The organism is Mycobacterium nebraskense, assembly GCF_002102255.1.
Classification (GTDB): Bacteria; Actinomycetota; Actinomycetes; order Mycobacteriales; family Mycobacteriaceae; genus Mycobacterium; species Mycobacterium nebraskense.
The window spans coordinates 124816-148101 of record NZ_LQPH01000148.1; the positions used below are offsets into that span (position 1 = coordinate 124816).

At 70.5% G+C, this 23286-nt stretch carries 8 protein-coding genes and 1 pseudogene; 7 read left to right on the plus strand and 2 right to left on the minus strand.

The window, feature by feature from the left end:
• Positions 1-3 precede the first annotated feature (3 nt).
• The 7 genes from AWC17_RS20980 (at position 4) to AWC17_RS21010 (ending at position 20860) form a co-directional block, all read left to right on the plus strand.
• On the plus strand, positions 4-1224 hold the full coding sequence (locus tag AWC17_RS20980) for an argininosuccinate synthase (RefSeq protein ID WP_046185936.1): 1221 nt from the start codon (positions 4-6) through the stop codon (positions 1222-1224).
• The gene (argH, locus tag AWC17_RS20985) at positions 1221-2639 is read left to right on the plus strand and encodes an argininosuccinate lyase (protein WP_085165058.1); all 1419 of its coding nucleotides are present in this window, start codon (positions 1221-1223) and stop codon (positions 2637-2639) included. The genes AWC17_RS20980 and argH overlap by 4 nt, the downstream gene beginning before the upstream one ends.
• Before the next feature lie 109 nt (positions 2640-2748).
• Positions 2749-3810, plus strand: coding sequence for a type III polyketide synthase (locus tag AWC17_RS20990; RefSeq protein ID WP_047323498.1), 1062 nt, complete (start codon positions 2749-2751; stop codon positions 3808-3810).
• An 82-nt stretch (positions 3811-3892) separates the two neighbouring features.
• Positions 3893-10264: a type I polyketide synthase gene (locus tag AWC17_RS20995; RefSeq protein ID WP_085165060.1), complete on the plus strand. Its 6372-nt coding sequence runs from the start codon at positions 3893-3895 to the stop codon at positions 10262-10264.
• Between the two features lie 7 nt (positions 10265-10271).
• Positions 10272-16616, plus strand: a complete 6345-nt coding sequence (locus AWC17_RS21000) for an SDR family NAD(P)-dependent oxidoreductase (RefSeq protein ID WP_425270857.1) — start codon at positions 10272-10274, stop codon at positions 16614-16616.
• A 1-nt stretch (position 16617) separates the two neighbouring features.
• Complete coding sequence (locus AWC17_RS21005) at positions 16618-19671, plus strand: type I polyketide synthase (protein WP_085165064.1); 3054 nt, start codon at positions 16618-16620, stop codon at positions 19669-19671.
• Positions 19672-19798: 127 nt separating this feature from the next.
• A complete protein-coding gene (locus AWC17_RS21010) occupies positions 19799-20860 on the plus strand; it encodes a type III polyketide synthase (protein ID WP_047323494.1) in 1062 nt (353 codons plus the stop codon).
• Positions 20861-20870: 10 nt separating this feature from the next.
• On the opposite strand, the gene AWC17_RS21015 is transcribed toward AWC17_RS21010, so the two are convergent.
• Both AWC17_RS21015 and AWC17_RS21020 read right to left on the minus strand, forming a co-directional pair.
• Positions 20871-22658 carry an ABC-F family ATP-binding cassette domain-containing protein gene (locus AWC17_RS21015; protein WP_047323493.1) on the minus strand — a complete coding sequence of 596 codons (1788 nt, stop codon included), beginning with the start codon at positions 22656-22658 and terminating at the stop codon, positions 20871-20873.
• A 19-nt stretch (positions 22659-22677) separates the two neighbouring features.
• Positions 22678-23079, minus strand: a pseudogene (locus AWC17_RS21020) (ANTAR domain-containing protein); the annotation flags it as partial.
• Positions 23080-23286: the final 207 nt, after the last annotated feature.

A 23286-nucleotide genomic window follows, 5' to 3' on the forward strand; every position in this document is an offset into this window, starting at 1 on the left:
TTCATGTCAGATCGCGTCATCCTGGCGTACTCCGGCGGTCTGGACACCTCGGTCGCGATCAGCTGGATCGGCAAGGAGACCGGCCGCGAGGTGGTGGCGGTGGCCATTGACCTCGGCCAGGGCGGCGAGGACATGGAGGTCGTTCGCCAGCGGGCCCTGGACTGCGGCGCGGTGGAAGCCGTTGTTGTCGACGCCCGCGACGAGTTCGCCGAGGGCTATTGTCTGCCCACCATTTTGAACAACGCCCTCTACATGGACCGCTACCCGCTGGTGTCGGCCATCAGCCGGCCGCTGATCGCCAAACACCTGGTGGCCGCCGCCCGAGAGCACGGTGGCAGCATCGTCGCGCACGGCTGCACCGGCAAGGGCAACGACCAAGTCCGGTTCGAGGTCGGATTCGCTTCGCTGGCACCGGATTTGGAGGTGCTGGCGCCGGTCCGCGACTACGCGTGGACGCGGGAGAAGGCGATCGCTTTCGCCGAGGAGAACGCCATCCCGATCAACGTCAGCAAACGCTCGCCATTCTCGATCGACCAGAACGTGTGGGGCCGCGCGGTGGAAACCGGCTTCCTGGAACACCTTTGGAACGCGCCCACCAAGGACATCTACGCCTACACCGAAGACCCCACCATCAACTGGAACACGCCCGACGAGGTGATCGTCGGGTTCGAGCGCGGAGTCCCGGTGTCCATCGACGGCAAACCGGTGTCCGTGCTGCAGGCCGTCGAGGAACTCAACCGCCGCGCCGGCTGCCAGGGGGTGGGGCGCCTCGACGTGGTCGAGGACCGGCTGGTGGGCATCAAGAGCCGCGAGATCTACGAGGCCCCCGGGGCGATGGTGCTCATCACCGCCCACACCGAGCTCGAACACGTCACGCTGGAGCGCGAACTGGGCCGCTTCAAGCGCCACACCGACCAGCGCTGGGCCGAGCTGGTCTACGACGGACTCTGGTACTCGCCGCTGAAGACCGCGCTGGAAGCCTTCGTCGCGAAAACCCAGGAGCACGTCACGGGCGAGATCCGAATGGTGTTGCACGGCGGCCACATCGCCGTCAACGGCAGGCGCAGCGCGCAGTCGCTTTACGACTTCAACCTGGCCACCTACGACGAGGGCGACAGCTTCGACCAGTCGGCCGCCAAGGGCTTCGTCTACGTGCACGGGCTGTCGTCCAAGATCGCTTCCCGCCGGGACCTGGCCTCCGAAACAGGCTCGGCCGAAACGTGAGCACGCGCGAGGGTTCGCTGTGGGGTGGGCGGTTCGCCCACGGCCCGTCGGACGCGTTGGTCGCCCTGAGCAAGTCCACTCACTTCGACTGGGTGCTGGCCCCGTACGACATCGTCGCCTCGCGGGCGCACACCGTGATCCTGTTTCACGCCGGATTGCTCACCGAGGAGCAACGCGACGGGCTGCTGGCGGGCTTGGACAGCCTGGCCGAGGACGTGGCCGACGGCAGCTTCACGCCGTTGGTGACCGACGAGGACGTGCACGCCGCACTGGAGCGCGGGTTGATCGACCGGGTCGGCCCCGACCTGGGCGGCCGGCTGCGGGCCGGGCGGTCGCGCAACGACCAGGTGGCCACCCTGTTCCGGATGTGGCTGCGCGACGCGGTGCGCCGGGTCGCGGACGGGGCGCTGGAGGTGGTGGCCGCGCTGGCCGCCCAGGCCGCCGCACATCCGACGGCGATCATGCCGGGCAAGACGCACCTGCAGTCCGCGCAGCCGGTCCTGCTGGCCCACCACCTGCTCGCGCACGCGCACCCGCTGCTGCGCGACGTCGACCGCATCGTCGACTTCGACAAGCGCGCGGCCGTGTCCCCGTACGGCTCGGGCGCGCTGGCCGGCTCGTCGCTGGGTCTGGACCCGGACGCGATCGCCGCGGAGCTGGGCTTCGCGGCCGCCGCCGGCAACTCGATCGACGCGACCGCCGCCCGGGATTTCGCCGCCGAGGCCGCGTTCATCTTCGCGATGATCGCCGTGGACCTGTCGCGGCTGGCCGAGGACATCATCCTGTGGAGTTCGACGGAGTTCGGCTACGTCAGGCTGCACGATTCGTGGTCCACCGGCAGCTCGATCATGCCGCAGAAGAAGAACCCGGACATCGCCGAGCTGGCCCGCGGCAAGTCCGGGCGGCTGATCGGCAACCTGGCCGGGCTGCTGGCGACGCTGAAGGCCCAGCCGCTGGCCTACAACCGCGATCTGCAGGAGGACAAGGAGCCGGTGTTCGACTCGGTGGCCCAGCTGGAGCTGGTGCTGCCGGCGATGGCCGGCCTGGTGGCCAGCCTGACGTTCGACGTCGAGAGGATGGCGGCCCTGGCCCCGGCCGGGTACACGCTGGCCACCGACATCGCCGAATGGCTGGTGCGCCGAGGGGTGCCGTTCCGGTCCGCGCACGAGGCCGCCGGGGCCGCCGTGCGCGCGGCCGAGGGCCGCGCCGTCGGGCTGGGCGAGCTGACCGACGACGAGTTGGCCGCGATCAGCCCCGAGCTGACGCCGGAGGTGCGTGAGGTCCTGACGATCGAGGGCTCGGTGTCGTCGCGCGACGGGCGGGGCGGGACCGCGCCGGTCCGGGTCGCCGAGCAGCTCGAAGCCGTCCTGGCCGAGTCCGCGGGGCTCAAAGCGCGGCTGGGCGGCAGGGGATGAGAGGACTTTGGTTTCTGTGCCGGGCGGTGGCAAGCCGACTAAACTTCGGGCAGGAAGCGATCCGGGTGAACATTTCGGCCCTGATCTTCGTCGTCAAGGGGTGGGACCAATGAGCGTCGTCGCGGGCGTATTCGGTGCCTTGCCGCCGTATCGCTATTCCCAGCGAGAGCTCACCGATTTCTTCGTCAGCATCCCGGAGTTCGAGGGATACGAAGACATCGTCCGGCAGTTGCACGCCAGCGCGAAGGTGAACAGCCGTCACCTGGTGCTGCCGTTGGAGCGGTATCCCGCCCTCAACGACTTCGGCGTGGCCAACCGGATCTTCATCGAAAACGCCGTCAACCTCGGCTGCGAGGCGCTGTCGGGTGCGCTCGACGAGGCGGGCCTGCGGCCGCAGGACCTGGACGTGCTGATCACGACGACGGTCACCGGACTCGCGGTGCCCTCCCTGGACGCCCGGATCGCCGGGCGGCTGGGGCTGCGCGACGACGTCCGCCGGGTGCCGCTGTTCGGCCTGGGCTGCGTGGCCGGGGCCGCGGGCGTGGCCCGGCTGCACGACTACCTGCGGGGAGCGCCGGACGCCGCCGCGGCCCTGATCTCGGTCGAGCTCTGCTCGTTGACCTACCCCGGATACAAGCCGTCGCTCCCGGGTCTGGTCGGTAGCGCGCTGTTCGCCGACGGGGCGGGCGCGGTGGTCGCCGTCGGCGAGCGTCGCGCCGAACAGGTGGCCGCCGGCGGGCCCCGCATCCTCGACTCGCGCAGCACGCTCTACCCCGACTCGCTGCGCACCATGGGCTACGACGTCGGCGCCGCCGGGTTCGAGCTCGTGCTGGCCAAGGACCTGGCCCAGGTGGTCGAGGAGCACATCGAGCAGGACGTGACCGGGTTCCTGGGCGCGCACGGGCTGACGACGACCGACATCGGCGCGTGGGTCAGCCATCCCGGCGGCCCGAAGATCATCGACGCGATCAACGCGAGCCTGAGCCTGCCGCCCGACGCGCTGGAACTGACCTGGCGTTCGCTGGGTGAGATCGGCAATCTCTCGTCGGCCTCGGTGCTCCACGTGCTGCGGGACACCCTGGCCAAGCCGCCACCCAGCGGAAGCCCTGGCCTGATGATCGCGATGGGTCCGGGATTCTGCTCCGAACTCGTATTGTTGCGCTGGCACTGACGTGGGCGTTGCTTCTTGTGTCCCCTAGAGATCTCGTGATGGAACGGCCAAAGACCCCGTTTTTTTGCCCAGGTCGCCTCCCATGACCAGCAACTCCGAAGAGCTCGTCAAGGCCCTCCGCGCATCGCTGAAGGAAAACGAACGGCTGAAGCGCGAGGCCCGCGAATACCTCGCCGCGGCAACCGAACCCGTGGCGGTGGTCGGGATGGGCTGCCGTTATCCGGGTGGGGTGGATTCCCCGGAGGCCTTGTGGCAGATGGTGGTCGAGTGCCGCGATGTGGTCTCGGACTTCCCGGCCGACCGAGGCTGGAACTTGGCGGGCCTGTTCGATCCCGACCCCGACGCGGTCGGAAAGTCCTATGCCCGGTGCGGCGGCTTTCTGGCCGACGCGGCCGACTTCGACGCCGCGTTCTTCGGCATCGCACCCAGCGAGGCGCTGGCGATGGACCCGCAGCAACGCCTGTTGTTGGAGGTGTCCTGGGAGGCGTTGGAGCGGGCCGGAATTGACCCCGCCGCCCTGCGCGGTTCGGCGACGGGCGTGTTCGCCGGGATTTTCCACGGCTCGTACGGCGGCCAGGGTCGGGTGCCGGGCCACCTGGAGCGCTACGGGCTGCGCGGGTCGACGCTGAGTGTGGCGTCGGGCCGGGTGGCCTACGCGCTGGGCCTGGAGGGCCCGGCCGTTTCGGTCGATACGGCCTGTTCCTCGTCGTTGGTGGCCATGCATCTGGCGGCGCGGTCGCTGCGCTCCGGCGAGTGCGACCTGGCGCTGGCCGGCGGCGTGACGGTGATGGCGACCCCGGCGATGTTCATCGAGTTCAGCCGGCAGCGGGCGCTGGCCTCCGACGGGCGGTGCAAGGCCTACGCGGGCGCCGCCGACGGTACCGGCTTTTCCGAAGGCGTCGGCGTGCTGGTGCTGGAACGGCTGTCCGACGCGCGGCGGTTGGGGCATCCGGTGCTGGCGCTGTTGCGCGGATCGGCGGTGAACCAGGACGGCGCCTCGAACGGACTGGCGACGCCCAACGGGCCGTCGCAGCAGCGGGTAATCCGCGCCGCGCTGGCCGATGCGCGCCTGCACACGGTGGACGTGGATCTGGTGGAGGGGCACGGCACGGGCACCACGCTCGGGGATCCGATTGAGGCGCAAGCGGTTTTGGCGACGTACGGGCAGGACCGTCCGGCGGACCGGCCGCTGTGGTTGGGGTCGATCAAGTCCAACATGGGCCACACCTCGGCGGCGGCGGGCGCAGGCGGGGTGATCAAGATGGTGCAGGCGATCCGGCACGGGGTGATGCCCAAGACGTTGCACGTGGATGTGCCTACGCCGCACGTGGATTGGTCGGCGGGGGCGGTGTCGTTGCTGACCGAGGCGCGGGAATGGCCGGCGCAGGACCGGCCGCGTCGCGCGGGGGTGTCGTCGTTCGGGATCAGCGGCACCAATGCGCACGTCATCGTGGAGCAACCGCCGCAGGAGACCGAAAGCCTCGCGCCGGCAGGTGATGACGCGCCAGCGCCGTGGGTGCTGTCGGCCCGGTCGGCCGACGCGCTGGCCAACCAGGCGTCCCGGCTCCTCGCGCGGGTGAACGACGACCCGGATTTGCGTGTGGTCGACGTGGCCTGGTCGTTGGTCTCGACGCGGTCGCTGTTCGAGCACCGCGCCGTGCTGGTGGGCGCCGACCGCCAGCGCCTGCTGGCGGGCCTGGCCGAAGTCGCCGACGGCGCGCCGGGCGCCGGTGCGGTGGTGGGTCGGGCGCAACCGGTGGGCAAGACGGTGTTCGTGTTTCCCGGGCAGGGCTCGCAATGGGTCGGCATGGGAGCCGAATTGCTGGACAGTTCGGCGGTATTCGCCGAACACCTGCAGCGCTGCGAAAAGGCGCTCGCCGAACACGTGGAGTGGTCGTTGATCGACGTCATCCGCGGTGCGCCCGGTGCACCCGGGCTGGACCGGGTGGACGTGGTGCAGCCGGCGCTGTGGGCGGTGATGGTGTCGCTGGCCGAGCTGTGGCGCTCGGTGGGCGTGGTCCCCGATGCGGTGATCGGTCATTCGCAGGGCGAGATCGCGGCGGCCTGTGTGGCGGGGGCGCTTTCGCTGGAGGACGCCGCCAGGGTGGTGGCGCTGCGAAGCCGGCTGCTGGTGGAATTGTCGGGTGCGGGCGGCATGGTGTCGCTGGCGTGCGGCCTGGCCCGGGCCGAGGAATTGATCGCCGAGTGGGGCGATAGGTTGAATATCGCCGCCGTCAACGGTGTTTCGGCGGTGGTGGTGTCCGGCGAGGTGGATGCCCTCGACGAGTTGATGCTCCGCTGCGAGGCCGATGACGTGCGTGCCCGCCGGATCGACGTCGACTACGCCTCCCACTCCGGGCACGTCGACGCGATCCGTTCGGCGCTGGCCGAGGCGCTGGCCGGCATCGAGCCGCGGTCGTCCTTGGTCGCCCTGTTCTCCACCGTGACCGGTGAACTGCTGGACACCGCGGGTCTGGACGCCGACTACTGGTACCGAAGCATCCGGCAGACGGTCCAGTTCGAACGGGCGGTGCGCAAAGCGTGCAGCGCCGGGTATGGCGTGTTCGTCGAATCCAGCCCGCACCCGGTGCTGCTCGCCGCCGTCGAGGAGACGCTGGCCGATTGCGGCAGCGAAGCGCTCGTCTTCCCGTCGCTGGGCCGTGATGATGGTTCGTTGCAACGGTTTTGGCTTTCGGCGGGTCAGGCCCACGTGGCCGGCGTGCCAGTCGACTGGCGGGCCGCCATCGCCGGCTTGGGCGGGCGGCGTGTGGATTTGCCGACCTATGGCTTTGTGCGGCAACGCTTTTGGTTGCCGGGCGGGTCGACGGGGTCAGGGGACGTGGCCACCCTGGGGCTGGCGGGCGCGCAACACGCTCTGCTGGGCGCGGTGATGCAGCGGCCCGATTCCGGCGGGGTGGTGCTGACGGGCAGGCTGTCGACGGCCGCCCAGCCCTGGCTGGCCGACCACGCGGTGGGCGGCACGGTGTTGTTCCCCGGTGCGGGATTCGTGGAGCTGGCCATCCGCGCCGGCGACGAGGTCGGCTGTGGTGTCCTCGAGGAGCTGACGTTGTCGGCCCCCTTGGTGCTGCCGGCTACGGACGGTGTGCAGGTGCAGGTGGTGGTCGGGGCCGCCGCGGAATCGGGGCAGCGCGAGCTGTCGGTGTATTCGGCCGGCGCTCAGTCGGAGTGGGTGCTGCACGCCCAGGGCCTGTTGAGTCCCGCAGCAGCGGCGCCGGCCACGGATCTGTCGGTGTGGCCCCCGGTGGGGGCGACGCCTGTGGATGTGGCCGACGCCTACGCACGGCTGGCCGAGCGGGGCTACGAGTACGGCCGGGCATTCCGCGGCCTGCGGGCTATGTGGCGGCGGGGGGACGAGGTCTTCGCCGACGTCGCGCTGCCCGACGACCTGGGCGCGCAGGACGGTGGCTTCGGGATACATCCGGTGTTGTTGGACGCGGCGCTGCACGCGATCGGTGTAGCCGCCGAGCGGGGCCAGACCGTGTTGCCGTTCTCCTGGCAGGGGGTGTCGCTGCACGCGGCGGGCGCGTCGCGGGCGCGGGTCCGGGTAGCGCCGTCCGGTGCCGGGGCGGTGTCGGTGGAATTGGCCGATGGCTCCGGGCTGCCGGTGTTGTCGGTGCGCTCGATGGCGATGCGCCCAGTGTCGGCCGAGCAGTTGTCGCTCGCGGCGGCGCCCGCCGAGGGGTTGTTCGAGGTGGCGTGGTCACCAATATCGCTGGCCGACAACGGCAGCGATCACGATGCCGCGCTGTGGGAGCCGGGCGCGCGCGGCGGGGATGTGGTGCGGTCGGTGCACGCGGCCACCACCGAGGCGTTGGGCGCGCTGCAATCGTGGCTGCGCGACGCCGGGTCCGGAGTATTGGTGGTGCAGACCCGCGGGGCGGTCGCGCTCGCCGGTGAGGACGTCGCGGACCTGGCCGGTGCGGCGGTGTGGGGGCTGGTGCGGTCGGCCCAGGCCGAGCATCCGGGCCGGGTGGTATTGATCGACTCCGATGGATCGTTGGATGCGCGGGCGGTAATCGGCTGCGGCGAGACGCAATTGGCGGTCCGCGCCGGCGTGGTTTATGCGGCCCGGATGCGGCCGGTGCGAAAGGGCTCGGTGTTGCGGCTGCCGTCCGGGGGCTGGCGGCTGGACGCCGGCAGCGGGGGCACGCTCGAGGACCTGGTGGTGGGCCCGTGCCCGCGGGTGGAACTGGAGCCCGGCCAGGTTCGGGTGGCGGTGGCCGCGGTCGGGGTGAACTTCCGGGATGTGTTGGTGGCCTTGGGCATGTATCCCGGCGGTGGCCAGTTGGGCGCCGAGGGCGCCGGTGTGGTCGTCGAGGTCGGCCCCGGTGTGGCCGGGTTGGCGGTCGGCGATGCGGTGATGGGGCTGCTGGGGGTGGTCGGTTCCGAAGCGGTGGTGGATCAGCGGTTGGTGACACCGGTGCCGGCGGGCTGGTCGCTGGCCACGGCCGCGGGTGTGCCGGTGGTGTTTCTGACCGCGCTGTACGGATTGTCGGTGCTGGCGGGGTTGCGCGCCGGCGAGCGGGTGCTGGTGCACGCCGCCACCGGCGGGGTGGGCATGGCGGCTGTGCAGCTGGCCCGGTACTGGGGCGCGGAGGTTTTCGCCACCGCGAGTCGCGGCAAGTGGGACACCTTGCGCGCGATGGGATTCGACGACGACCACATCGGCGATTCGCGGACGCTCGACTTCGAGGAGAAGTTCTCGACGGCCACCGGCGGTGCCGGGGTGGACGTGGTGCTCAATTCCCTGGCCGGTGAGTTCACCGACGCGTCGCTGCGCCTGCTGGCCCCCGGCGGGCGCTTCATCGAGATGGGCAAAACGGACGTCCGGGATCCGCACGTCATCGCCGAACAGTATCGGGGCGCGCAGTATCGCGCCTTCGACCTTCTCGAGGCCGGCGCCGACCGTACCGCGGCGATGCTGGCCCAGATCGTCGAACTGTTGCGCGCCGGTGCCTTGGCGCCGTTGCCGCTCAAGACTTTTGACGTCCGCTGCGCCCCGGCCGCGTACCGGTTCGTCAGCCAGGCCCGCCACATCGGCAAGGTCGCGCTGACCATCCCATCCGGGCCCGGCGCGCTGCTCAGTGGGTGTGGCGGGCTGGCCGGCGGCAGTGTGGTGATCACCGGTGGCACCGGCATGGCCGGCTCGGCACTGGCGCGTCACCTCGTCGATCGGTATGGCGTCGCCCACGTCGTGCTGGCCAGCCGTGCCGGTGCCGGGGCTGCGGGGGTCGCCGAGTTGGTGGATGGCCTGCGGGAGGCCGGCGCCGGCGTGTCGGTGGTGGCCTGCGATGTCGCCGACCGGGATGCGGTCGCGGCGATGCTGGCACAGATACCGGCGCAGTATCCGCTGCGCGGTGTGGTTCACGCGGCCGGCGTTCTCGATGATGGGCTGGTCTTGTCGCTGACCCCGGATCGGGTGGATGCGGTGTTGCGCGCCAAGGTCGACGGGGCCTGGCATCTGCACGAGCTGACGCGCGACCTGGATCTGTCTGCGTTCGTGGTGTTTTCGTCGATGGCCGGGATCGTGGGCACACCGGGTCAGGCAAATTACGCGGCCGCCAACAGCTTCCTAGACGGGCTGGTCGCGTATCGCCGCGCGCACGGGATTGCGGGCCTGTCGCTGGCCTGGGGCCTGTGGGAGCAAGCCTCGGCGATGACGGCCCACCTCGGCGAACGCGATAAGGCCCGGATGAGCAGGATCGGGATCGCGCCACTGTCCACCGAGGAGGCGCTGGAGTCGTTCGACGCCGCCATGCTGGTCGACGCCCCGGTGCTGATGGCCGCCCGCCTGGATCGGGTCGCCCTGTCCGACAATGCCGCCGGGCTGCCCCCACTGTTGAGCGAGCTCGCCGCCCGCACCACCCGGCGCGTTGTCGACGACGTCGACACGACCGCCCTGATGACCGGTCTCACGGCGCGCCTGCACGGCTTGACCCCCGAGGCGCGACAGCGTGAACTGGTGGACCTGGTCTGCGGGAACGCGGCGACGGTGCTCGGGCTGCCCAACCCCGCGGACATCAACGCCGGCCGCGCATTCCAAGACCTTGGCTTCGATTCGCTGACGGCCGTCGAGCTGCGCAACCGGCTGAAAACCGCTACGGGCCTGACACTTTCGCCCACGTTGATCTTCGACTACCCGACGCCGGCGGTGCTGGCCGGGCACCTGGACACCCAACTGAGCACCACGGCGGGGAGCGACCAGCCGAACCTGATGGCACGGTTCACCGACATCACCCGCGAATTGCAGGCACTGCTCAACCAACCCAATTGGGACGCCGGCGACAAATCGACGTTGAGGGCCCGCCTGCAGAACCTGCTCGCCGCGCTAGGCCCTGAAGATCACCGCGATCCCGAAGGCCTCGACGCCGACCTCGATGCCGCCACCGAAAGCCAACTCTTTGCGATCCTCGATGAAGAACTCGGCCGCTGAGACCGCGATGCCGGATACCACGCAGCATGTCGATTACCTGAAGCGCCTGACGGCGGATCTCAGGCGGGCGCGGCGACGCGTCTCGGAGTTGGAAGGCCAGCTGTCCGAACCGATCGCGGTGGTGGGCATGGCGTGCCGCTACGCCGGCGGGGTGGATTCGCCGGAGACCCTGTGGGAAATGGTGAACGACGGCCGCGACACGGTCTCGGATTTCCCGGCTGATCGCGGCTGGGATGTCGAGGAGCTGTATGACCCGGATCCCGACGCGGCGGGGAAGATGTACACGCGCCAGGGCAGCTTTTTGCGCGACGCCGGGGACTTCGACGCCGGATTCTTCGGCGTCGGGCCCAGCGAGGCCCTGGCGATGGATCCCCAGCAGCGGTTGATGCTGGAGATCTCCTGGGAAGCGTTGGAGCGGGCGGGTATTGACCCGCTGGCGTTGCGCGGCTCGGCGACCGGAGTGTTCGCCGGTGTCATCCACGCCGGCTACGGCGGCGAGGTGAAGGGCGAGCTGGAGGGCTACGGGCTGACCGGTTCGACCCTGAGTGTGGCCTCGGGCCGGGTGTCGTACGTGTTGGGGCTGGAAGGCCCTGCGGTGTCGGTGGATACGGCGTGTTCGTCGTCGTTGGTGGCCATGCATCTGGCGGCGCAGTCGCTGCGCTCCGGGGAGTGTGACCTGGCGCTGGCCGGTGGCGTGACGGTGATGGCCACGCCCGCCGCGTTCGTGGAGTTCAGCCGGCAGCGGGCGCTGGCCCCGGACGGCCGGTGCAAGGTGTACGCCGGCGCCGCGGACGGGACGTCGTGGTCGGAAGGCGCGGGCGTCCTGGTGCTGGAGCGGCTTGCCGATGCGCGACGGCTGGGGCATCCGGTGGTCGCGATACTGCGGAGTTCGGCAGTGAACCAGGACGGGGCGTCGAACGGCCTGACCGCGCCCAACGGGCCGTCGCAGCAGCGGGTGATCCGCGCCGCGCTGGCGAACGCCGGGTTGGCCGCGGCGGATGTCGACATGGTCGAGGGCCACGGCACCGGAACGGTTTTGGGCGATCCCATCGAGGCCCAGGCCCTGTTGGCGACGTACGGGCGGGACCGGCCGGCGGACCGGCCGCTGTGGCTGGGATCGATCAAATCGAACATTGGTCACACGTCGGCCGCGGCCGGAGTGGCCGGGGTGATCAAGATGGTGCAGGCGATGCGGCAAGGGGTGATGCCCAAGACGCTGCACGTGGATGTGCCGTCGCCGCACGTGGACTGGTCCGCGGGCGCGGTGTCGCTGTTGACCGAGCCCCGGCCGTGGCCGGCGCGGGACGGCCAGCGCCGGGCCGGGGTGTCGTCGTTCGGGATCAGCGGGACGAACGCCCACGTCATCGTCGAGCAGCCGCCCGCTGAGCCGGAAGCCGTTGCGGCGCAAGCCGATAACTCTCAACCCGTGGTGGCGTGGGTGGTGTCGGCCCGGTCGGCCGACGCGCTGGCCGCTCAGGCTGGCCGGCTGTCGGCCCACCTGGACGCCGAGCCGGGCCTGCGCGCCGTCGACGTGGGCTGGTCGCTGGCCACCACCCGGGCGGCCCTGGAACACCGCGCGGTAGTGGTGGGTGGCGATCGCGACATCCTGATGGCCGTGCTGGCGGGGGTGGCGTCCGGGGAGCCGGGCCCGACCGTGGCGGTCGGGCGCACCCGCCCGATCGGTAAGCGCGCGTTCGTGTTTCCCGGCCAGGGCTCGCAGCGGCTCGGGATGGGGCGCGAACTGCATCAGCGCTTTCCGGTGTTCGCCGAGGCCTTCGACGAAGCGGTGGCGGCGGTGGATGGGCATGCGCGGTTGCCGCTGCGCGACGTGATGTGGGGCACCGACCCGGAGTTGTTGGAGAGCACGGAGTTTGCCCAGCCAGCGCTGTTCGTGCTCGAGATCGCCCTGGCGGCCCTGTGGCAATCCTGGGGAGTGACACCCGATGTGGTGATCGGCCACTCGGTGGGGGAGATCGCCGCGGCCTGTGTGGCCGGGGTGCTGTCGCTACAGGACGCGGCGCGGGTGGTGGCGGCCCGCGGCCGGTTGATGGCGGCGCTGCCGGCCGGCGGGGTGATGGTGGCGGTGACCGCCACCGAGGCCGAGGTCGCGCCGCTGCTGAACGACGGCGTGAGCGTCGCGGCGGTCAACGGCCCCGACGCGGTGGTGCTTTCGGGCGAGCGGGCCGCGGTGACGGCCGTGGCGGATCGGCTGACCGACTGCGGCAGGCGGGTGCGGCAGCTGGCCGTCTCGCACGCGTTCCATTCGCCGCTCATGGAGCCCATGATCGAGGAGTTCTCCGCGGTCGTGGCCGGGGTGTCGCCCGGTGTGCCGCGAATCGACCTGGTGTCCAACGTGACCGGGCAACTGGCCGGCCCCGGATACGGCTCTGCCGACTACTGGGTCGAGCACGTGCGCCGGCCCGTGCGGTTCGTCGACGGTGTGCGGCTGGCCGAATCGCTGGGCGCCGGCGTGTTCGTCGAGGTGGGGCCGGGCGCGGCGTTGACGACAGCGGTGGAACAGTCCGTGGCGACCGAGCCGGCCGTTTCGGCGGTGTCGATGGCCAAGGGTCGCCCCGAAGTCGACTCGATTTTGTTGGCGGCCGGGCAGTTGTTCGCCTCCGGCGCCGACGTCGACTGGGCCAAGGTGTTCGCCGGCCTGGCCGCGCAGAGGGTCGACCTGCCGACCTATGCCTTTCAGCGGCGCAGGTTTTGGCTGTCGTCCGAGTCGGTGGGCGCCCGGGACACCGCCAGCTTGGGTCTGGCCGCGGCCGAGCATGCGCTGTTGGGTGCGGTGGTGGAGCGGCCCGATTCGGGCGGTGTGGTGTTGGCGGGCCGGCTGTCGGCGGCGGCTCAGCCGTGGCTGGCCGATCACGCGGTGACCGGGACGGTGTTGTTCCCTGGCGCGGGGTTTGTGGAGCTGACGCTGCGGGCGGGCGACGAGGTCGGCTGTCCGGTGATCGAGGAGCTGACGCTGTCGGCCCCGTTGGCATTGCCGAGCACCGGCGCGGTGCGCGTGCAGGTGGTGGTGGATGCCGCCGGCGAGAGCGGATCCCGTGCGGTAGCCGTGTATTCGCAGGCCGGCTCGGAGTGGACGTTGCATGCCCAGGGCGTGTTGAGCGAGGGCTCGCCCGCGCCCGATGCGGATCTGTCGGTGTGGCCGCCCGTCGGTGCCACGGCGGTCGATGTGGCGGGTGCCTACGACGATTTGGCCGCGCGCGGCTACGGGTATGGCCCGGCGTTTCGGGGCCTGCGGAAGGTGTGGCGGCGGGGGGCTGAGATCTTCGCCGAGGTCGAGGCCCCGCAGGACGCCGGTGTGACGGTGGGCGGCTTCGGGATTCATCCGGTGGTGCTGGATGCCGCCTTGCATGCCCTGGGGGTGGCCGACGAGCGGGCCGAGACCGTCCTGCCGTTCTCCTGGCAAGGGGTGTGTTTGCATGCGGCCGGGGCGTCGCGCGTCCGGGTGCGGCTGGCGCCGGTCGGCAAGGGCGCCGTGTCGGTGGAACTGGCCGATTCGTCGGGCTTGCCGGTGCTGTCGGTGCGTGAGCTGGTGACGCGTCCGGTCTCGGCCGCGCAGCTGTCGGCGGCCGCGGCGGCGCGATCCGGTGGCGGGGACCTCCTGGAGGCGGTGTGGTCCCCGGTTCCGTTGATGGACAACGGTAGCGGTGCGGTTCCCGAGGTGTGGCAGCCGCCGACGAATGGCCGGGGCGTGGTCGGCTCGGTCTATGCCGCCACCCATGAGGCGTTGGGCGTATTGCAGTCCCGGGGTGATGGCGCCGGGCCGCTGGTGGTGCTGACCCGCGGCGCGGTCGCGCTGGCCGGCGAGGACGTGTCGGATCTGGCCGGTGCGGCGGTGTGGGGGCTGGTGCGGTCGGCGCAGGCCGAGCATCCGGGCCGGGCGGTGCTGATCGACTCCGATGGATCCCTCGACCTGGGGTCCGTAGTCGACTGCGGTGAGCCGCAATTGGTGGTGCGCGAGGGTGTCGCCTACGGGGCCAGGCTCAGACCGATCAAGGCGCACCCGGTGTTGCGGTTGCCCGAGGCGCCGTCGGTGTGGCGGCTGGCCGCCGGTGACGCCGGGACGCTGGAGGATCTGGCCGTGCAGTCCGGCCCGCCGGCGGAACTGGCCGCCGGTCAGGTGCGGGTGGCGGTGGCCGCGGCCGGGGTGAACTTCCGCGACGTGCTGGTGGCCCTGGGCATGTATCCGGGTGCCGCGCAGCTGGGCGCCGAGGGTGCCGGACTGGTGGCCGAGATCGGCCCCGGTGTGACGGATCTGGCCGTCGGCGACGCGGTCATGGGGATCTTGGGCCTGACGGGATCGGAGGCAGCCGTCGATCGGCGGTTGGTGACGCGGGTGCCGCCGGGATGGTCGTTCGCCGAGGCCGCGGGCGTGCCGGTGGTGTTCTTGACGGCGTACTACGGGTTGTCGGTCCTGGGCGGCCTGCGCGCCGGCGAGCGGGTGCTGGTGCATGCTGCCGCCGGCGGGGTGGGCATGGCGGCCGTGCAGCTGGCCCGGCATTGGGGCGCGGAGGTTTTCGCGACCGCGAGTCGCGGTAAGTGGGACACCCTGCGCGCCATGGGGTTCGACGACGAGCACATCGGGGATTCGCGAACGCTGGACTTCGAGGACAAGTTCTCCGCCGCCACGAGCGGTGCCGGCATGGACGTCGTGCTGAACTCGCTGGCCGGCGAGTTCACCGATGCCTCGCTGCGCTTGTTGGGCCCTGGTGGGCGCTTCATCGAGATGGGCAAGACCGACCTGCGCGACCCAGAGCTCCTGGCCCAATCCCACCCGGGTATGGGCTACCGCGCGTTCGATCTGATGGAGGCCGGCCCGGACCGCATCGCGGAGATGCTGGCCGAATTGATGCGATTGTTCGCGGCCGGAGCGCTGGAGCCCCTGCCGGTCAAGGCCTTCGATGTGCGTTGCGCCGCAGACGCTTACCGGTTCGTCAGCCAGGCCCGCCACATCGGCAAGGTTGTGCTCACCATGCCCGACGGGCCCGCCGGGCTGGCCGGCGGTACCGCATTGATCACCGGTGGGACCGGCATGGCGGGTTCGGCCGTGGCCCGTCACCTGGTCGACCGCTACCGGGTGCCGCACGTCATGCTGGTCAGCCGCAGCGGTGAGCGGGCCGACGGGCTGTCCGGGCTGGTCGCCGAGCTGTGCGAGGCCGGGGCTGAGGTATCGGTGGTGGCCTGCGATGTCGGCGACCGCGACGCCGTGGCGGGGCTGCTGGCGCAGGTGCCGGCGCGTTTCCCGCTGCGCGGGGTGTTCCATGCGGCGGGCGTGCTCGACGACGCGGTGATCGCCTCACTGACGCCGGAGCGCATCGATGCGGTGCTGCGGTCCAAGGTCGACGGGGCTTGGCACCTGCACGAGCTGACCCGGGAGCTGGATCTCTCGGCGTTCGTGGTGTTTTCGTCGATGGCGGGGATCGTGGGCGCCCCGGGTCAGGGCAACTACGCGGCCGCCAACAGTTTCCTTGACGGCCTGGCGGCGTATCGCCGCGCCCACCGCCTGCCCGGCTTGTCGATCGCTTGGGGGATGTGGGAAGAGGCGTCGGCCATGACCCAGCACCTCGGGGATCGCGACAGGGCCCGGATGAGCCGTGCCGGGCTGGCCGCGCTGTCCACCCGGCAGGCGCTCGACCTGCTCGACGCCGCGCTGCTGGCCGAGCCCGCCGTCGTCGTGGCCACCCGCCTCGATACCGCCGCGCTGGCTCACGCGGGCGCCGCGCTGCCGCCGCTGTTGAGCCAGTTGGCCACTCGGCGGGCGCGGCGGGTCCTCGACCCCACCGACATGGTGTCGTTGACGGGCCTGCGGGCGCGGCTGGAGGGCCTGGCCCCCGAGCAGCGGCGGCGCGAGCTGGTGGAACTGGTCTGTGGCAATGCGGCCACGGTGTTGGGTCACAGCACCGCGGACGTCGACGCCGACCAAGCATTCCAGGATCTGGGCTTCGACTCGCTGACCGCCGTGGAGCTGCGCAACAGGCTCAAAATCGCGACCGGACTGACCCTTTCGCCCACGCTGATCTTCGATTACCCCACCCCGGCGGCCCTGGCCGATCATCTCGACGGCCATCTGGCCACCGGGAAAAGCAGTGCGCCGCCCGATCGCATGGCCCGTTTCAACGACGTGGCCCGCGAATTGCAGGCACTGCTCGGCCAATCCGACTGGAGCCCCGGCGACAAGGCGCAGCTCGTCACCCGGCTGGAAGGCCTGCTGAACACCCTGACCGGCCCCGCGCAGAGCCCCTACCCGGAACACCCCGACGACCCGTTCGACGACGACATCGCCACCGCCACCGACAGCCAGCTCTTCGCTATCCTCGACGAAGAGATCGGCCCTTAGCATGACGGGCGTCGCAGTCATCGGTCTCGCGTGCCGATTCCCAGGTGCGGCTGACCCTCGCGACTTCTGGGGTGTCATCCGCGACGGCCGCGAAGCGACGCAGTTGCCCGGGGACGTCGCGGAGTTCGACGCCGACTTCTTCAACCTCTCGCCGCGCGAGGCGTGCGCGATGGACCCCCGGCAACGATTGGCGCTCGAACTGACTTGGGAGGCTTTCGAAGACGCGTTCGTGGTGCCGGAAACGGTTCGGGAAAAGTCGATTTCGGTGTACTTCGGGGCGATGGCCGACGATTACGCCGTCCTCACCCTGCGCGATATCGCCGACAACCTCGACCACCACTCGTTCGCCGGCATCAGCCGGGGGATGATCGCCAACAGGGTTTCGTATGCCTTTGGGCTGCATGGCCCCAGCATGACCGTCGACTCCGGCCAATCGTCTTCGCTGCTCGCCGTGCACCTCGCCTGTGAGAGCCTGCGCACGGGCGAGTCGGCGCTGGCGATCGCCGGCGGGGTCCACCTCAATCTTGCCGATGAAACGGCAATGCTGGAACGTGAATTCGGCGCCCTGTCGATTTCGGGTCACACCTACGCGTTCGATCGGCGCGCGGACGGCTACGTGCGGGGCGAGGGCGGGGGACTGGTGCTGCTCAAGCCGTTGCCGGCGGCCCTGCAAGACGGGGACCGCATTCACGCGGTCATTCGGGGCAGCGCCGTGGGTAACGCCGGGCACAGCGCCGCCGGCCAGACGGTGCCCTCGGTTTCCGGTGAGGCCGACGTGATCCGGCGGGCGCTTGCCTCCGCCGGGCTGGGCAGCGGCGACATCGACTACATCGAGGCGCACGGCACCGGTACGAAGGTCGGCGATGCGGTGGAGGCTTGGGCGCTGGGTGAAGTGTTCGGCGCGCGCGAGCATCCGGTGAACGTGGGGTCGGTGAAGACCAACATCGGCCACGCCGGCGGCGCCGCGGGAATCGCCGGCCTGCTGAAGGCCGTTCTGGCCGTGCGGCATTCGCTGCTTCCGCCGAGCCTCAATTACGCCGACGCGAATCCCGAACTCGAACGCCTGGGGCTGCGGGTCAACACCGCCGCGCTGCCCTGGCCGGCGGCGGACCATCCGCGCCGCGCCGGGGTGTCGTCGTTCGGAATGGGCGGCACGAACGCGCACGTCATCGTGGAACAGGCTCCCGCGCAACGGGATACGCCCGCGGATGTGCGCGAGGAGCCGGTCGCGTGGGTGCTGTCGGGCCGCTGCGAGCAGGCCCTGGCCAACCAGGCGCACCGGCTGGCGGCGCGGATGGCCGACTCGGAGGTCAGCGCGGCGGACGTGGGGTGGTCGTTGGTAACGACGCGCTCGGTGTTCGAGCAGCGGGCGGTGCTGGTGGGCGCCGATCGCGAGGCGCTGACGCGCGGCCTGACCGGCCTGGCGGCGGGGGACCCCGCCCCCACCGTGCTGGTCGGCCGCGCAGGGCCGGCGGGCCAGACGGCCTTGGTGTTCCCCGGCCAAGGCTCGCAATGGCTAGGAATGGGCCGCCAACTGCACCAACGGTTCCCGCCCTTCGCCCAGGCTTTCGACGAGGCCGCGGCGGCGATTGACACCCACCTGCGGTTGCCGGTGCGCGAGGTGATGTGGGGCACCGACGCGGACTTGTTGCAAAGCACGGAGTTTGCCCAGCCGGCGTTGTTCGTCCTCGAGATCGCCCTCGCCGCGCTATGGCGATCCTGGGGCGTGACACCCGATGTGGTGCTGGGTCATTCGGTGGGGGAGATCGCCGCGGCCTGCGTGGCGGGCGTGCTGTCGCTGGACGACGCATCGGCCGTCGTGGCGGCCCGTGGCCGGCTGATGGCGGCGCTGCCGGTGGGCGGGGTGATGGTGGCGGTGAGCGCCGGCGAGGCCGAGGTGGTCCCGATGCTGAGCGACGGTGTCGGCATCGCGGCGGTCAACGGCCCCAATTCGGTAGTGCTGTCCGGTGAGCGAGCCGCGGTGGGTGCCGTGGCGGATCGGTTGGCGGACGCCGGCCGGCGGACGCACCGGCTGGCGGTCTCGCACGCCTTTCATTCGGTGCTGATGGAGCCGATGCTCGACGAGTTCGCGCATCGGGTGGCCGACATCCAACCGCAGCGGCCCCGAATCTGCTTGGTTTCCAACGTGTCCGGCGAGCCCGCCGGCCCCGGGTACGGCTCGGCGCGGTACTGGGTCGAGCACGTGCGCCGGCCGGTGCGTTTCCTCGACGGCGTGCGCGCCGCAGAGGCCCTGGGGGTAACGGCCTTCCTCGAGGTGGGCCCGGGCGGCGGGCTGAGCGCGGCGGTGGACCAATCGCTGACCACCGAGCGGCCGATCTCGGTGGTCAGCATGGCCAAAGACGGTCCCGAGATCGAGTCGCTGCTGAATGCTGCCGGCAAGCTCTTCACCGCTGGAGTGGACGTGGATTGGCCGGCCGTGTTCGCCGGTTCCGGGGCACGCCGGGTGGGCCTGCCGACGTACGGCTTTGCCCGACAACGATTCTGGCTGGGTGACGCACAGCATGCGTTGCCCGCCAAGGCAAGTCGGTCCCCGGACCTGGCCGGGCAGTTGCACGCCCTGCCCCCGGCGGAGCAACAGCGGCGGCTAATCGAGCTGGTCTGCGAGCACGCGGCCGCCGTCTCGGGTCATCCGGACGGCCGTGCCATCGACCGCGACCGCGCGTTCGCCGACCTCGGGTTCGACTCGCTGACCGGCGTCGAATTGCGCAACCGGCTGACGACGGCAACCGGGCTGGCTCTGTCGCGGACCATGATCTTCGACTATCCGACTCCCGCAGCGCTGGCCGATCATCTGCGGCGGCAATTATTCCGTGGCGACGACGGCGAATCGGACGAGGAAAAACTGTGGTCGTCGCTGCGCAAAATTCCACTCGCCGAGCTCCGGAGAACCGGAATGCTCGACAAGCTGCTACTGCTCGCCGGTGGGCCGGAAAACGTTGTCGCCGAACCGGTCAATGACATGATCGACTCGTTGAGCCCCGACGCTTTGATTGCGATGGCGCTGAACTCGGGTGACGACGAGGACGCCGAATGATGGAATCCAAAAGCAATACAACACATGTCGAATACGCCAAACTTTTGCCGCGTCGCCGGGAACCGCCTAGACTTCGGGAATTGGGGAAAGTCCCGTATCAGCTGGGACGCAAGCAAAAGGGTTGGGCATGAGCGTCATTGCGGGTGTGTTCGGAGCGTTGCCGCCGCATCGTTACAGCCAGGCCGAAATCACCGACCAAATCGTCGAATTCCCCGGGCTGAAGGAACACGAGGGGATCGTTCGACGGTTGCACGCCGCCGCCAAGGTCAACAGCCGCCACTTGGTCCTCCCACTGGAGCGATACCCCTCACTGACCGATTTCGGCGAGGCCAACGAGATCTTCATCGAACACGCCGTCGAACTCGGCTGCGAAGCGCTGCTGGCCGCGCTCGACGAGGCCGGCCTGCGACCGCAGGACATCGACATGATCGCCACAACCACGGTCACCGGCGTTGCGGTGCCGTCGCTCGACGCGCGGATCGCCGGCCGGCTCGGTCTGCGCGCGGACGTGCGGCGAATGCCGCTTTTCGGGCTGGGCTGCGCGGCCGGGGCGGCGGGGGTGGGCTGCCTGCACGACTACCTCCGCGGCGCGCCGGACGGCGTCGCGGTCCTGGTGTCGGTCGAGCTGTGCTCGCTCACCTTCCCGGCGGTCAAGCCGACCGTCTCGGGCCTGGTGGGAACCGCGATGTTCGGCGATGGGGCCGCAGCGGTGGTCGCCGTCGGCGACCGTCGCGCCGACCGGCTGAACCCCAGCGGGCCCGACATCGTCGATTCCCACAGCCGTCTCTATCCCGAATCGCTGCACATCATGGGCTGGAACGTCAGCTCGGCCGGGCTGCACCTGGTGATGTCACCGGAGCTGACGAACTTCATCGACCGCTACCTGGCCGACGACGTCAGCCGGTTCCTGGGCGCCCACGGGCTGACGAACGACGACGTCGGCGCCTGGGTGGCGCATCCCGGCGGTCCCAAAGTCATCAACGCGATCGGCAACAGTCTCGAGCTGCCCCCCGATGCCCTCGAGCTGACCTGGCGCTCGTTGGGCGAGATCGCCAACCTGTCGTCGGCGTCGGTGCTGCACATCCTGCGTGACACCATCGCCAAGCCGCCGCCCGGCGGGAGCCCCGGGCTGATGCTCGCGATGGGGCCCGGATTCAGCTCCGAGCTCGTGCTATTGCGCTGGCGCTGAGCCACGCGCCTCACTCGAGCGCCTCCGAGAGCTCCAGCCACCGGCTTTCCGTCGCGGCGACCGCTTCCTCGAGCCCGCGCAGCTCTTGCGTCAGCCGGGTGATGCCGACGTGGTCCGACTGGTCGTGTTCGGCCAGTTCGATGTGTTTGTCCTTGATCTGGCCCGCCAGGCGCGCGAGCTGACGGTCCACGCCGGCCAGCTCTTTTTCGGCGGTGCGGCGCTGCGCCCCGGACATTGCCGTCGGCTCGGCTCGCGGCGACTCGGAAGCGGCCGCCGCCACGGCCCGGTGGGCGGCCAGCCGCAGGTACTCGTCGATGCCGCCGGGCAGGTGCCGCAACCGGCCGTCGAGAATGGCGTACTGCTGGTCGGTGATCCGCTCGAGCAGGTAGCGGTCGTGGGAGACGACGATCAGGGTGCCCGGCCAGGAGTCGAGCAGGTCTTCCATGGCGGTCAGCATGTCGGTGTCGACGTCGTTGGTGGGCTCGTCGAGGAGCAACACGTTGGGCTCGGACAGCAGCGTGAGCATCAGCTGCAACCGCCGCCGCTGCCCGCCGGAGAGTTCGCCGATGCGGGCCGAGAGCTGGGCTTGAGACGAGCGTCCGCCGAAGCCGAGCCGTTCCAGCAGCTGGGCCGGCGTCACCTCGCGGCCCTCGACCTCGTACCCGCCGCGCAGCCTGCCCAGCACATCGGCGATGCGGTCGTCGGCGAGCCCGGCCAGGGCGTCGCCCTGCTGGTCGAGCACGGCGAGCTGGACGGTCTTGCCCCGCTTGACGCGTCCGGTGTCCGGCTTGATGCTCCCGGCGATCAGCCCGAGCAGCGTCGACTTCCCGGCGCCGTTGGCGCCGACGATGCCGGTGCGTTCGCCCGGGGCGATCCGCCACTCGACGTCGCGCAGCACCGGGTGGCCATCGAAGGCGACCGACACGTCGAGCAGATCGATGACGTCCTTGCCGAGCCGGGCGGTCGCCAGCTTGGCCAGCTCGACGTTGTTCCGCAGCGGCGGCACGTCGGCGATCAGCTGGTTGGCGGCCTCGATGCGGAACTTGGGCTTCGAAGTGCGGGCCGGCGCGCCGCGGCGCAGCCAGGCCAGCTCCTTGCGCATCAGGTTCTGCCGCTTGGCTTCGGTCGCGGCGGCCATCCGGTCCCGCTCGACGCGCTGCAGCACGTACGCCGCGTAGCCGCCCTCGAACGGCTCCACGATCCCGTCGTGCACCTCCCACGTCGTGGTGGCAACCTCGTCCAGGAACCAGCGGTCGTGCGTCACCAGCAGCAGCCCGCCGGTGTTGCGCGCCCAGCGCTGCCGTAGGTGCTCGGCCAGCCAGGTGATGCCCTCGATGTCCAGGTGGTTGGTGGGCTCGTCGAGCGCGATGACGTCCCACTCGCCGACCAGTAACCTGGCCAGCTGGACGCGGCGGCGCTGGCCGCCGCTGAGCGTAGCTATCGTTGCGTCCCAACCGATGTCGGACACCAGGCCGCCGACCACGTCCCGCACCCGCGCGTCGCCGGCCCACTGATGCTCGGCCGCCTCGCCCACCAGCGTCCAGCCCACCGTGCGGTCCGGGTCCAGGGTGTCGGCCTGGCTCAGCGCGCCGACCCGCACGCCGCTGCGCCGGGTGACGCGGCCGGAGTCGGGCCGCAGCTCGCCGGTCAGCAGCCGCAACAGGCTGGACTTGCCGTCCCCGTTTCGCCCGACGATGCCGATGCGCGCCCCGTCGTTCACGCCCAGCGTGACCGATTCGAATACCAGCTGGGTCGGATATTCGAGGCGGACGGCCTCGGCTCCCAATAGGTGCGCCACCGGCCCGACCCTACTGCCGCTATTCGAGGGTCAGCAGCGCCCGGTCGACCTGGCTTTGCGTCTCCGCCGACGCCTTGCTGGCCACGGCGTCCAGGAACCGGCTGGCGAGGTCGCGCACTTTCAGGTTGGTTTCCTGGGAACGCCACACCAGGATATCGAACGCCCGCTCCGCGGAGATGCCATAGGCGGACATGAGCACGCCCTTCGCCTGCTCGATCCGGGCGCGTGCGTCGGCCACCGCCGACAGCACGTTGTTGATGTCGGTCTGCAGCGAGTCGGTGACGTCGACGTAGAAGCCCGACGTCCCGATCGGGGTGCCGCTGTCATCGAGCATCCGGTCACCCGCGACTACGACGCAGTGGGTGCGCCCGCCGGTGTCGATGATGCGGTGCCGGCTGCTGAACGGCTTGCCCTGCATCACGTATGGGTCGGCGCAAACCGTCCGCGTGGGTCTGCCGGATGGGCGGGCCCTGCGGCCGCGCACGACCCGCGCCCGACGGCGCTCGCGGCCGTTCCTCCAACCTGTCACACCCTTCAACTATCATCGAAAGTATGTACTGCTTATCTGCTTAAGTGGACTTACGCTGGTCGGTGTGGATTTTGCTGGTGTGAGTCCGGTTGGCGGGAT